Raw genomic sequence first — 12773 nt, forward strand, 5'->3', positions numbered from 1 at the left:
TTGCCGGCGGAGGGAACTTTTCGGTCGCCGGCCTCGTTCTGTATGAACGAGTACGCAATCGTTCGTCCGGAGGACAGTCATGAAACGAATACTGATGGTGATGGCTGCGGTGATGCTGCTGGCCCTGTTCGGTCTGGCGGCCAACAAGGAGCGTTGGGTCAACGTCCACGTGGTGGAGGCCGAGGATGACACCCAGGTGGATATCCGGGTGCCTTTGTCCCTGCTGATCGTGGCGGTGGACTGCGTGAAGAGTGACCAGCTGCAGAACGGCAAGCTGAAACTGGAATTTGACGACACCCAGGTGGACTTCAAGAAGCTGTGGGCCGAGCTGCGCAAACACGACAACACCGACTTCGTCAAAGTCAGCTCCAAGGAGGAGAATGTGCTGGTGTCCCGCAAGGGCGACCTGTTCATCGTGCAGGTGTTCAAGAAGGACGAGCCGGAGCAGGGCGCGCCCCATGTGCTGGTGAAACTTCCGGTGGCCCTGATGGATTCTCTGATGACCACCGAGGGAAACGAGATCGACCTGAAGGCGTTTCTGGCCCAGTTGGGCAACACGACCACCGGCGATCTCATCACCGTCCAGGAAAAGGACGCGAGCGTGCGGATCTGGATCGACTGATTCGAACCGGGTTGCCGGCGCGGCCTGATCCGGCCGACGCCGGCGACGGCATGACGCGGCACGCAGGAGGTGGACCATGGCGGGCTTGATGAAGGTGATGGTGGCGATGATGGCGGTGACGGGAGCGGCGTGCATGGGCGGTCTGCTCATGATCGCCGGGCAGCAGTGGCTGCTGGTTAAGGTGGACACCAAGGGGCCGGACGAGATGCATCTGGTGGTGCCGGTGCCCGTGGGGCTGCTGCAGGCGGGCGCCGCCTTCATGCCGGAGGAGGCCCGCCGAGTCGAGTTCGGGTCCGATGCGATCCCCGTCAAGATGGAGGATCTGAAGCGGCTGGCGGCCGCGCTGGAGGGGGCGCCCGACGGCGTCTACGTGTGCGTGACTTCGCCCCGCGAGACGGTCCGGATCGAGAAGCAGGGCGGTGATTTCAACATCTTCGTCAAGACCGACGAGGAAAAAGTGGACGTGCGCATCCCCATCGCGTTCCTCACGGAGTGCCTCAACGGCATGGACCAGAACGGCATGAATACCCAGGCGGCGATCGACGCCCTGTCGACGCTGCGATACGCAAAGGTGATGGACATCGAGGCGCCCGATGCCAACGTGGCCATCTGGAGCTGGTAAGCGAACGCACCCGACGGTGCACTTTCTACCTCCCAACCGGCCGCCCGTGCAGCCGGTTTTTTTTCTGTCCCGCTGATGGTATCCGTGAGCTTTTTTCACACTTCTGACATCTTTATGAACGCATGATGTGACACATCCGCCGCGCGCGGCACATTCCGCGCCGGCAACAGCCTGGAGGTACTGATGCGAGGGATCCGTATGGCGGGGGTGATCGTGTTGCTCGCCGCGGCCTGGTTGCTGGCCTTCGACGGGCCCGACGAGCTGTTGAAACACTACCGGGGGTCCGAGCCGATCCCGGCCGGCCTCTTCCAGGCTTACTCCCGGCTGGTTGCCTCGCTGCAGACCGGCGACGCCGGTGAGATCGAGCGGAACGGCCTGCCCCACGGGCTGACCATCAGCCGGGAGGAGCGCCCCGACGGCCGCCGGGACTGCGGCAATGATATCAACCTCCCCTATGTAAAGAGCGGCTTTCAGAAAGAGATCATCTCAGTCCGCCAGGATGGCGAAGGGTGCTACCTGATCCGGACCGCTTCGACGGCCCTCTGGTTCGTGGAAACCCGGCACATGGGCTGGAGACTCTACCGCTGGCTGGACAAGCCCATCCAGTGACCCGCCGCAGCTTCGTCGAGCATTGATCATTCGCCCGGCAAACGGTATAATGCAGTCTGCCTGACCGCCTCCCGGATCGCCGCTCGGCGCGGCCCGGGGGGCGGCAATTTATCGGCAGCGAGGAAACGGCGATCATGAACGAAGTCATCCTGCAGGAAGTGGGGTTGCGGGACGGGCTGCAGGCCGAGAAGCAGACGGTGCCGTTTGAGCACAAGGCGGCCTGGGTGGAGGCGCTGATCGAGTCGGGTGTGGACGTCATCCAGCTCGGTTCGTTCGTCAACCCGGAGAAGGTCCCCCAGATGGCCGACACGGACAAGCTGTTCCAGCGGTTCAGCCAGCCCGGCGCCAAGCCGCCGCGGGTGCGGCTCTCGGGCCTGGTCCTCAACGAAAAGGGGCTGGAGCGCGGCCAGGCGTGCGGCGTGGAGCTGTTCTGCATGGGCGTCTCGGCCAGCGAAACCCACAGCCAGAAGAACACCGGGATGACCGTGGCCGACGCCGCGACCCGCATCATCCAGATGGCCCGGGCGGCCATGGCCGCGGGCCGGGAGGTCCAGGTCTCTGTGCAGTCGGCCTTCGGCTGCGGCTTCGAGGGGGCCATCCCCGAGACGCGGGTGCTGGACCTGGTGAAACGCTACCTGGACGCGGGCGTTCGGATGGTGAGCCTGGCCGACACGGCCGGGCACGCCAACCCCGCCCAGGTGGAGCGGCTGTTCGGCGAGATCCGGGCCATGGGCGCCGGCGTCCAGATGGCGGCACATTTCCATAACACATACGGCATGGGCCTGGCCAATTGCATGGCGGCCATGCGGGCCGGGGTGACTTATCTGGAATCGGCGTTCGGCGGACTGGGCGGATGCCCGTTCACCAAGCTGCCGGCCGGCAACGTCTGCACCGAGGATTTGGTGCACATGCTTCAGCAGCTCGGCCAGCGGCCGGACGTGGACCTGGCGCGGCTCATCGGCCTGGCCAAGGACGTCAGCGCCTTCTTCAACCGGGAACTGCCGGGCTTCGTGTACAAATCGGGCCCCATCAAACATTAAAATATCCGTGAGGTGCGCATCATGAAGCTTCTCGAGGGAATCCGCGTCCTGGACCTGACCAACGTCCTGTCCGGGCCGTTCTGCACCCTGCAGCTGGCGCTGCTCGGCGCGGAAGTCATCAAGATCGAAAATCCGAAAGACGGCGACCTGGCCCGCAAGCTGGGCTGCGTGCCCGACTACAACAAGAAACTGATGGGGACGAGCTACCTGGCGCAGAACGCCAACAAGAAATCGCTGACTTTGAACCTGAAGCAACCCAAGGCCAAGGAGATCTTCAAGGAGCTGGTCAAGACCGCCGACGTGGTGGTGGAGAACTTCCGCCCCGACGTCATGGACCGGCTCGGTGTCGGCTACGAGGTCCTGAGCCAGATCAATCCGCGGCTGGTCTTCTGCGCCATCTCCGGTTTCGGCCACACCGGCCCGGACGCCTACAAGCCCGCCTACGACCAGATCATTCAGGGCCTGAGCGGCGTGATGGCCATCAACGGCGACGAGCGGCTCAACCCGCTGCGCTGCGGCTTCCCGGTCTGCGACACCGTGGGCGGCCTCAACGCCGCATTCGCGATCATGGCGGCGCTCTTCTCCCGGGAACGCACCGGCCGGGGGCAGTTCATCGACATCGCCCTGCTCGACTCCATCATGCCGCTCATGGGCTGGGTGGTGGCCAACCTCATGATCGGCGGCCAGCAGCCGGTGCTCATGGGCAACGACAACTTCACCGCCGCGCCCTCGGGCACGTTCAAGACGAAGGACGGCTTCATCAACATCGCCGCCAACAAGCAGGAGCAGTGGGAGAACGTCGCGGACCTGCTGGGCGTGCCGGAGCTCAAAGAAGATCCCCGCTTCAAGGAGCGGGACGCGCGCAAGGCCAACCGCCGGGCGCTGACGCCGCTGCTCGAGGCGCGGCTGGTCACCCAGCCCACCGGCTACTGGGTGGAGTTGCTGAACCAGAACGACGTGCCCTCGGGCGCCATCCCCACGCTGGCGGAAGCCCTGCAGGCGCCGCAGATCGAGCATCGACAGGCTTTCACGAAGATCCGCGCCGAGGGCATCGGTGAGATCCCGCTCTTCAATCACACGGCCAAGTTCTCCGGCGCCACGGGCAACGTGGAAGCGCCGCCGCCGCTCCTCGGGGAGCACAACGCGGAGATCCTGGGCCAAATCGGCTACTCGACCTCTGACCTGCAGTCGCTCAAGGCGGACGGCGTGATCTGACCCGCCGCTGATCCGGGCGGACAGCCGACCCCTGCGGCCGGTTGCCGGCCCGCTCCGGATGTTGATCGGATGACCGTTGTCGAACGGGTCCCCAGTGCTCGACCTGCCCCAACGGGAGAAAGGTATGCATGCAACCGGCCTGCTACTCGTCGGCCTGCTGGTCGTCGCCGGCGGTGTCGCCTGGACCGCCGCCGGCGCGGACGGGTGGCCCGCCGCGCTCCGGGAACTGGTCGCGTCGGAGCGGGCGTTCGCCCGGGCCGCGGACGAGGACGGGATCCGTGCGGCCTTTCTGTCGTTCCTGGCACCCGAGGGGGTGGTGTTCCGGCCCCGGCCGGTGCCGGGACGGCCGGCCTATGAGCAGATGCCGGCGGATGCGACGGCCCTGCTCGCCTGGCGTCCCGTCTTTGCGGAAACGTCCGCGTCGGGGGACATGGGCTACACCACCGGACCGTGGTATTTGAAAAACCGGCGGCAGGATCCGGACCCCGCCGGGTGGGGGCACTACGTGTCCATCTGGCGGAAAGAGGCGGAGGGCCGATGGACGGTCATCCTGGATGCCGGCATCCGCCACGGGCGGGCAGACCATCTGCCGGATGCCGTGACGGTCGCCAGATCCGGCCAGCCGGTTCATCCGGATGAGATCCCGTTTTCCGGCCTGGATGCGGAGATGTCCCGGTTGGCGGCCGGGAGCGGCCCCGCGGCCGCGTTCCGCCAGCTGGCCTCCGCCGATCTGCGATTCTATCGCGACCGCACGCTGCCCGTGATCGGCCGGGACAAGTCGCTGGCCCTGCTGCCTGCGGCGCCGGCTGCTTGGAGTTGGCGCGCCGAGGGGCAGGCCGTTTCCGCGGACGGCAGCCTGGGATACAGCTTCGGAATCCTCGAGACTCGAACCGCTGCGGGTGATGCGCGGCCGGCCCTGCAGCACAGCTATCTACACATCTGGCGCCACAACGCTGACGGCTACCGGCTGGTTCTGGACCTGACTGTCGCCATCCCGGCCGCGCCCGCGCCGTGAGTCGGGACGGGCCGCCCGGGGCAGGGGATCACGCACCCGTGGATACGATCAACCCGTCAGATTTTGTCCGGCGATCGTGCCGCGCGGTCATGGATCGCGCGGTGCACGTCCGGATCCATGCGCCGGCGATCGAGGCTTATGTCCGGGAGCTGGCGGCAGCGGATCCGACGACGCCGGGGCACGACCCCGCCTGCCATCACTTGGACGACGGCGCCAACACCGCCGCGTTCTTTCTCACGCTGGACGCCATCAACTTCGGCTCCGGCTATTTCCCGTTCCTGCGCAAGCGCCCCGGCCTGTCGGGCTATTTCACCGTGGCCTCCGCTCTAGCTGATCGATTTCGGAGTCGGGGGCCGTTGGCGGCGGACGAACTGGCGGCCATCACCGCCGAGGGGTGTGGTGAGCTGTTCGGACAGGATGCGGGGCATCCTGTCGTCGGCGAACTGATGGCGCGCTTCGCCCAAGCGCTCAATGATCTGGGAGCGCTGCTCGCCGCCCGCTATGACGGTTCCTGCACCGCGCTGATCGAGGCGGCGGCCGGGTCCGCGGCCAGGCTGATCGGGCGGCTGGCTGAGATGCCGTACTTTCAGGACGTCCAGACCCACGCCGGCGAGCCGGTGGCGTTCTACAAGCGGGCCCAGCTGGCCGCGGCCGATTTGGCGCTCGCCTTCGGGGGCGCCGGCTGGGGACGTTTTGAGGACCTGGCGGATCTGACGATCTTTGCCGACAATTTGGTGCCCCATGTCTTGAGGGTGGACGGCATCCTGAACTACACGCCTGGACTCGCGATGCGCATCGACCGCGGCGAGTTGATCTCCGCCGGTTCGGCCGAGGAGGTGGAACTGCGCGCCGCCGCAGTCACGGCGGCGGAATGGATCGTCGCAGCGGCGAATCGGCAGGGCCTGGCGTGGACCGCGATGGACGTGGACTACCGCCTCTGGAACCGCGGGCAGCGGCCTTACTTCAAGCAGGTGAAGCCCCGCCACCGCACCCGAACCGTCTTCTACTAGCGACAGCGCGATCTGACCGGCAACATCACACTGATAGTCATTCTTTTCATTGAATTGCATATAAGGCTTCACCCAAGATCTTAGACTGATTAAATTTATGAATATTCAATAAAATACGATAAATAAATTATTTTAGATAAATCATTTATTCAAATATTTTGATATATATATCGTTTAAACAATCCAAAACGATCAAAATTGATCATCTGCGGTATTGGACTGGCAGGATTCATATCGGGTCCGTTATCCGCATGCGCTGAAACAGAACAAACTGACGTGACGTACATACAGATGATTCATCCGTGCCTTGAATTATTATGATATTGGTGCAAGTCTTGCAATAATTGTAGAATTCAGATATATTGATTGCACCATACGGCCGGATCATTGCACGCCGCGCCGACACAAAAGGAGAGAGACCATGGCCAAGTCGAACAAGCGCCTGAGCACCGAGGAGATCATCGCGCTGGACGAGAAGTACGGCGCCCACAACTACCACCCGCTGCCTGTGGTCATTGCCAAGGCCAAGGGCGTCAAGGTCTGGGATCCGGAAGGACGCGCGTACTTCGACTGCCTGTCGGCCTACTCCGCGGTGAACCAGGGCCACCGGCACCCCCGCATCGTCAAGGCGATGGTGGATCAGACGAAGCGCTGCACCCTCACGTCGCGCGCTTTCCACAACGACATGATGGGCCGGTTCTTGAAGCGGCTCTGCGAGTACACCGGCTATGAGATGGCCCTGCCCATGAACACCGGCGCCGAGGCCGTCGAGACCGCGATGAAGATGGCCCGCCGCTGGGGCGTCGAGAAGAAGGGAATCGAGAACGGCCGGCAGGAGATCATCGTCGCCGAGGAGAATTTCCACGGCCGCACCATCGCCATCATCTCCTACTCCACCGATCCCGATGCCCGGATCAACTACGGCCCGTACACCCCCGGCTTCAAGGTGGTGAAGTACAACTCGCCCGAAGCCATCGAGGCGGCCATCACGCCCAACACCTGCGCCGTGCTGCTGGAGCCGATCCAGGGCGAGGCCGGCGTCTTCGTGCCGGCGGACGGGTACCTGCGGGCCGTGCGCGAGATCTGCACCCGCCACAACGTGCTCTTCATCGCCGACGAAATCCAGACGGGTTTCTGCCGCACCGGCCGCAAGTTCGCCGTGGATCACGAGGACGTGCGGCCCGACGCCATGACCCTGGGCAAGGCCCTGGGCGGCGGCCTGTTCCCAGTGTCGGCCGTGGTCGCTGACCACGACGTGATGGGTGTATTCACGCCCGGCAGCCACGGTTCCACCTTCGGCGGCAATCCGCTGGCCGCGGCCGTGGGCATGGCCGCGCTGGACGTGCTGGATGACGAGAAGCTGGCCGACAACGCCCGCAAGATGGGCGAGTATTTCCGGCGCGAGATCGCCAAGGTGAAATGCTCCAAGATGGTGCAGGTGCGCGGCAAGGGCCTGCTCAACGCGGTGGTGTTCGAAAAGGGCTTTGAGGCGTGGAACGTGTGCCTGGCGCTCCGTGACGCCGGCGTGCTGGCCAAGCAGACTCACGGCAACATCATTCGCTTCGCTCCGCCGCTGGTGATCACCCGCGGTGAGATGGCCGACGTCCTGAAGCGGATCACCAAGGTGTTCAAGGCTATCAAGTAACTGATCGGATCCGATAATCCCACAATCGAATTGAAGGCAACAACCCGGGCTCAGCCCCGGGTTGTTCGTTTTGAAACCGATCGAGTTGGGGATCGTGTCAACGGGCCGGGTTGGCGCGCGGTGGTTGACCAGGTGGGACTGCGCCCCGACGGCGGGCGATCAAACCGATGTTGTTCCGGGCAAGAATCTTAACGAATCAAGATGTCCCGTCCGGTGCGAGGACATTTCGGTATAATGGAACCAGCTTTCGGTTGCGGGCGCCATTGGGTTCAGCGGGGACATCGCAACCCGCAATGTGTGGTTGTTGGGGAGTCGGCCGTGAATGAGGTCACGTACAGTCGCCGCCTGGCCGTCTGCATGACCGCCGGGGTTCCGGTGGCCGAGGTCGCCGCCGTGCTGGCGCGCGACGATCCGGCCGATGCCGTCGCGCGGGATCTGGCGGTGCGGCTGGCCGCAGGCGAGCCACTGGCCGGCGCGCTGCGACGACACCCGCAGCGCTTCCCCGCATTTTTCATCGCCCTGGTTGAAGCGGGCGAACTCAGCGGCAATCTGGACAACAGCCTGACCGTGGGCGCGGCCGAGCTGGCCCGGACCGCCGCCGTGGAGCACCGCCTCGACCGCAACTGGCAACTGCCGGGGACACGCCGGCGGCTGATGCGGCTGGCGGCGATCGCCCGCTACTGTGCCCGCCTGGCCCTGCTCGTGGATGCAGGGGTTCCTGTCGTGGAAGCATTTTCGATCATCGCAGCGTCCGTTGCCGACGTATCCATCCGCAGCAGCCTGTTGGCCGCCCGCCAGGCCATCGAGATCACCGGCAGTCTGGCTCGCTGCCGCGAGCCGCTGCCGCCGCCGCTCCTGTGGCAAGTCCTCAACCTCGGCAGTCTGTCGAGCACGTTCACCACGATCCTCCGCGAAATGGGCGCCTGCTACGAGGCCGAGTTGACATTGCGCCTCGGCGCACGCGGCGCGGCCAGGGAGCGGCGGATCTGTGCCGCGGTCTTCGTGCGGAAATTCGCCGCTCTGTTCCGGTGCGGGGTGCCCGTGATCACCATTCTGGAACTGCTTGCCGGAGAGGATGATGTGTCACCCCGCGTCCGGGAAGCCCTGGCCCGGCCGCCGGCGGACCGCGGGTACCGCCTGACGGATCTGCTGGCCCGGACCGGTCTGTTCGACGAGTGGCACCTGGACGCGCTGGACATGGCGGAGACGGCGGGCCGACTGGACGACGGTCTTTCGGACCTGGCCGACATCCTGTCGTACCCCGACGAGGCCACGTCGGTCGGCAGCGTCCGCAAGGCGGCGTTTCTCAGCCGCTGGGCGTTGGACCCGGGCCGCATCGCCCTGCGGGTATTCGGCGTGTCCAACCAGTCGTTCTCCCGTTTGCTGGCCGGCCGCGGATTGTCCGCGCTGGATGCCGCCATCCTCGATGCGGGCGAAACCGGCTTGGATCGAGTTGCGGCGCTGTCGGCAGTGGCAGGGTTGCACACGCTGTACGGGGAGTTGCCGGACACGGTGCAAGCCGACGACTGCTGCTTTCTGGCGGGCTGGGCGGCCGCATGCCGGATGGGCCTGGCGGTCGACGCCGCCCTCGCACTGCTCGAGGGCGAACTGCCCCGGATGGCCGCGAGCATCCAGTCCATCCGCCACGCCATCGGGGGAGAGTCCATCCGCCTGACACCCAAGCGGCTGGTTCGCGCCGGCCTGGCCCCCTGGCTGGCGGTGGGGATCGCTGCCGGAGCGGCGGTCGGCGTCTTGGGCGATGCGCTGGAGCGGCTCGCCGCCTGCGAGCGCATCCGCTTGTGCCGGCGGCGGGCGCCGCTGCTGCGCGGCGGACCCATCCGCCGCCGGGCGGCGCTGACGCACGCCACCCGGGTGTTGGGCACGCTGTTGGGCTTGGGGGCGCCGATCGAGGAGGCGTTGGACGCGACCGCTTCCTGCTCCGGCGACCGCTCGACGGATCAGGCGTTCCGCCGCGTGTACCTGACCGTGGCGCGGGGGATGTCCCTGTCGCGAGCCGTCGCGGCGGAGCCGGTGTTCCCGCCGCTGTTTGCCGCCTGGGTGGGCTGGGGCGAAATCGCCGGCGCTTTGGATGCCCATCTGTTGAAAATCGCCGACCTGTACGAGGCGGAGATGGAACGACGGTGAATCGGTGAGTGGGTGAATCGGTGAATCGGGAGAGCTGGAGCCGAGGAGGAGATTCGGATCCGGCGATTGGAATCCTGAGTTGGAGCGGGCAGATGAATTCAGCAGGATTGAGTGAAACGAACTGGCTGCTGTTCGTCGCGGGCGCCGTCGGGTTGATTCTCGCCGCCTACTTGGTGTTCCGGCGGGTCAGCCGGCGGGTCTACGAGCGGCATGGACGCCTCACCCGAGTCGCCGCTTGCCTCCAATTTCTGGTGATCCTGGGCGTGATCGCGTTTCCGTTCCTCTACAATCCGACACAGTGGCAGGGGTTCTGGATTCTGGAAACCCCGGCGGGACGCCCGTTGGCCACGGCGGGTGTCGTGGTCATCGTCCTGGGTTTCATCGTCGCGTTCGGCACCCTGGCGTGGTTCGGACTGCGCCGGGCCTTCGGACTCGGAGTCGTGGGATTGGTGCGCGGCGGGCCGTACCGGCTGATCCGCAACCCGCAGATCATCGGCGGTTACCTGCTGATCATCGGCTCGTCGCTGCAGTGGCCGTCGCTCTATGCATGCGGCTGGATCGCCCTGTGGGGCATCGTCACGCACTGGATGATCCTCACCGAAGAGGAGCACCTGCGCCGGCAGTTCGGCGAGGAGTATGTCCGCTTCTGCCGGGAGATCCCCCGGTATCTGGTGCGGCTGGGCAAGACGGAATAAGGGCCGGCGAGGCGCGGATGGCGAAACGAAGCGCGGGTCTGCTGGCTTACCGGCGCCGGGAGGACCGGCTGGAGGTGCTGCTCGTGCACCCCGGTGGACCCTACTGGCGGGACAAAGAGGATGGCGCCTGGTCCATACCCAAGGGCGAACACGCGCTGGATGAGGACGCCTTCGCCGCCGCGTGCCGCGAATTTCGGGAAGAGACGAGTTGGCCGCTGCCAGTCACCGCGGATCCGGCGAATCCGACGGCTGGACCGGGGGGGGTAGGGCAGGCGGCCGCTCGAGAGCCGGAGGACGCGTTCATCCCCGTAGGCGAGGCGACGTTGTCCAGCGGCAAGGTGGTCCGCGCCTGGGCGTTCGAGGGGGACTTCAACCCGGCGACGCTGCGAAGCAACACCTTCACCTTCGAGTGGCCCCGCGGCTCCGGCCGGATACATGAATACCCCGAGGTGGACCGGGCCGGCTGGTTCTCACTGGAAGAAGCGCGGCTGAAGATGCATCCGGCGCAGGCGGTGTTTCTGGAGCGACTGAAGCAGCATCTGGAGACGAGAAAAAGGTGAATGGGGCAAGGCGGCATTCCTTGATCATCTTGCACGGGTCATTATTCATCGGGTAGTTGGGGGGGACGATGAATGATAAATGGGTACACGGTCTGGTTGCTGTGATCCAGGGCCCCGAACTCAGGTTCCAGGTTCGATGTCCAAAGTCCGAAGTCCGATGTCCGGGAATGAGTCCCGCCCCCCGAGTTGTCCGACACGATCCGCCGGCGAGCATACCAGAGGTACCGCGAGTGGGAGCGGGCGGTGCGAAAGCCCTTTTCGAACGTCCTATTTCGCCAGCGTGAACAGCCCCACTGCGGAAATGGCGGGGCGGGCGCGCGACGATTCAATCACCAGGCGCACGGTCCGGGCCCTGACCGGCGCGAATCGGAGCAGGCGCTGGTAGCCGACGGTGGTTCCCCGGGCGAATTCCCGCCAGGCGCCGCGGTCGTTCCGCCACTCGAGCCGGAAGGCTTCCACCCGCTGGCCCAGGCGGATGTGCTCCCGAACCATCGCCACATCGAACGTGCGTGCCTCGGTCAGTTCGAATTCCAGAACGGTCGAGGTCGCGTCTTCGGACGGGCTCCAGTACGTCGCCGGATCAGCGTCCAGGACATTCGCCGCGTCGTGCCCCGGGGCCGCCGGGGCAGACGCGAAGGCACCGGCCAGGCGATTGTCGCGGAACGTGTCGTCCAGCAGGCGCCGCAACCTGTGCAGGCTCCGGATATCCGCGTCGTGGATGCGCCCACGCCGGTCGGGCGGGACGTTCACGAGCAGCACGGCGTTGCGGCCCACGGAGCTGAAGTAGATGTCCAGCAGCTCAGCCGGCGTCTTCACGCGGCTGTTTTCTGCCGGATGAAAAAACCAGCCGGGTCGGATGGAGACATCCGCCTCCGCCGGGTACCAGAGCAGGGATGCGGCGGTGCGCAACCGGGCCCGGCTGCCGAGGTCGGCGTCGGTCAGATCGCCGGGAATGAACGCCGCGTCCACCGGGTGTGCCGTCGCACCGGCAAGTCGGCCGAGATCCAGTCGATCGGGGATCACGCTCCATTCCGTCTCCCTTCCGACGCCCGTCTCTGTACCCACCCAGCGGACGTCCGGGCCCATGCCGAAGATGACCGCTTGCGGCTGCAGCTCGCGGACCACGGCGTAGTATGACGGCCAGTCGTATGTCTGCCGCCGTCCATCGGGCCCCTCCCCGCAGGCGCCGTCGAACCAGACCTCGGCGATTTCGCCGTACCGGCTGAGGAGTTCGCGGAGCTGGGCGCGGAAGAATGCGTTGTAGCGGGGCGAATCGCCATAGGACGGCTCGTGCCGGTCCCATGGCGACACGTAGATCCCGAACGCCAGGCCGGCCTCGCGGCAGGCGGCCGCCACCTCGCCCACCACGTCGCCCCGGCCGCCGCGCCACGGGCTGCTCCGGACGCTGTGCGTCGTGGTGTCGGTGGGCCACAGGCAGAAGCCGTCATGGTGCTTGGCGGTGAGGATCAGCAGCCGCATGCCGGTGTTGCGAAGCACCCGGGCCCATTGACGGGCGTTGAAATCCGTCGGGTTGAAACGGGCGGGATCCTCCCGGCCGGTGCCCCACTCGACGTCGGTGAAGGTGTTCATGCCGA

At 65.8% G+C, this 12773-nt stretch carries 12 protein-coding genes; 11 read left to right on the top strand and 1 reads right to left on the bottom strand.

Annotation, left to right across the window (positions count from 1 at the left end; genetic code table 11):
* The first annotated feature begins 79 nt into the window (after positions 1–79).
* From GX414_16720 to GX414_16770, 11 genes are all read left to right on the top strand, one after another.
* Entirely contained in the window at positions 80–622 is a 543-nt protein-coding gene (locus GX414_16720; GenBank protein NLI48747.1) for a hypothetical protein, read from the top strand.
* Positions 623–698: 76 nt separating this feature from the next.
* On the top strand, positions 699–1244 hold the full coding sequence (locus tag GX414_16725; GenBank protein NLI48748.1) for a hypothetical protein: 546 nt from the start codon (positions 699–701) through the stop codon (positions 1242–1244).
* Positions 1245–1427: 183 nt separating this feature from the next.
* Entirely contained in the window at positions 1428–1853 is a 426-nt protein-coding gene (locus GX414_16730) for a hypothetical protein (GenBank protein NLI48749.1), read from the top strand.
* 134 nt (positions 1854–1987) lie between these two features.
* Positions 1988–2893, top strand: coding sequence for a hydroxymethylglutaryl-CoA lyase (locus GX414_16735; GenBank protein NLI48750.1), 906 nt, complete (start codon positions 1988–1990; stop codon positions 2891–2893).
* Positions 2894–2914: 21 nt separating this feature from the next.
* On the top strand, positions 2915–4108 hold the full coding sequence (locus GX414_16740; GenBank protein NLI48751.1) for a CoA transferase: 1194 nt from the start codon (positions 2915–2917) through the stop codon (positions 4106–4108).
* Between the two features lie 124 nt (positions 4109–4232).
* Positions 4233–5123, top strand: a complete 891-nt coding sequence (locus GX414_16745) for a DUF4440 domain-containing protein (GenBank protein NLI48752.1) — start codon at positions 4233–4235, stop codon at positions 5121–5123.
* Positions 5124–5212: 89 nt separating this feature from the next.
* Complete coding sequence (locus tag GX414_16750; protein NLI48753.1) at positions 5213–6133, top strand: hypothetical protein; 921 nt, start codon at positions 5213–5215, stop codon at positions 6131–6133.
* A gap of 421 nt (positions 6134–6554) precedes the next feature.
* Positions 6555–7778 (top strand): ornithine--oxo-acid transaminase, encoded by a 1224-nt coding sequence (rocD, locus tag GX414_16755; GenBank protein NLI48754.1) that lies wholly within the window; start codon positions 6555–6557, stop codon positions 7776–7778.
* A 318-nt stretch (positions 7779–8096) separates the two neighbouring features.
* Positions 8097–9923, top strand: a complete 1827-nt coding sequence (locus GX414_16760; protein ID NLI48755.1) for a hypothetical protein — start codon at positions 8097–8099, stop codon at positions 9921–9923.
* A gap of 92 nt (positions 9924–10015) precedes the next feature.
* Positions 10016–10618 (top strand): hypothetical protein, encoded by a 603-nt coding sequence (locus GX414_16765; protein ID NLI48756.1) that lies wholly within the window; start codon positions 10016–10018, stop codon positions 10616–10618.
* Between the two features lie 17 nt (positions 10619–10635).
* A complete protein-coding gene (locus GX414_16770; GenBank protein NLI48757.1) occupies positions 10636–11178 on the top strand; it encodes an NUDIX domain-containing protein in 543 nt (180 codons plus the stop codon).
* Between the two features lie 267 nt (positions 11179–11445).
* On the opposite strand, the gene GX414_16775 is transcribed toward GX414_16770, so the two are convergent.
* Positions 11446–12773 (bottom strand): alpha-L-fucosidase (locus GX414_16775; protein NLI48758.1); only part of this gene is annotated, 1328 nt, incomplete at its 5' end.

The sequence above is a fragment of the Acidobacteriota bacterium genome (assembly GCA_012517875.1).
Classification (GTDB): domain Bacteria; phylum Acidobacteriota; class JAAYUB01; order JAAYUB01; family JAAYUB01; genus JAAYUB01.

What these genes read in the sequence shown, in the direction of transcription:
- GX414_16720 (NLI48747.1), top strand. Translation starts at nt 80, where the DNA reads ATGAAACGAATACTGATGGTGATGGCTGCGGTGATGCTGCTGGCCCTG.
- GX414_16725 (NLI48748.1), top strand. Translation starts at nt 699, where the DNA reads ATGGCGGGCTTGATGAAGGTGATGGTGGCGATGATGGCGGTGACGGGA.
- GX414_16730 (NLI48749.1), top strand. Translation starts at nt 1,428, where the DNA reads ATGCGAGGGATCCGTATGGCGGGGGTGATCGTGTTGCTCGCCGCGGCC.
- GX414_16735 (NLI48750.1), top strand. Translation starts at nt 1,988, where the DNA reads ATGAACGAAGTCATCCTGCAGGAAGTGGGGTTGCGGGACGGGCTGCAG.
- GX414_16740 (NLI48751.1), top strand. Translation starts at nt 2,915, where the DNA reads ATGAAGCTTCTCGAGGGAATCCGCGTCCTGGACCTGACCAACGTCCTG.
- GX414_16745 (NLI48752.1), top strand. Translation starts at nt 4,233, where the DNA reads ATGCATGCAACCGGCCTGCTACTCGTCGGCCTGCTGGTCGTCGCCGGC.
- GX414_16750 (NLI48753.1), top strand. Translation starts at nt 5,213, where the DNA reads ATGGATCGCGCGGTGCACGTCCGGATCCATGCGCCGGCGATCGAGGCT.
- rocD (NLI48754.1), top strand. Translation starts at nt 6,555, where the DNA reads ATGGCCAAGTCGAACAAGCGCCTGAGCACCGAGGAGATCATCGCGCTG.
- GX414_16765 (NLI48756.1), top strand. Translation starts at nt 10,016, where the DNA reads ATGAATTCAGCAGGATTGAGTGAAACGAACTGGCTGCTGTTCGTCGCG.
- GX414_16770 (NLI48757.1), top strand. Translation starts at nt 10,636, where the DNA reads ATGGCGAAACGAAGCGCGGGTCTGCTGGCTTACCGGCGCCGGGAGGAC.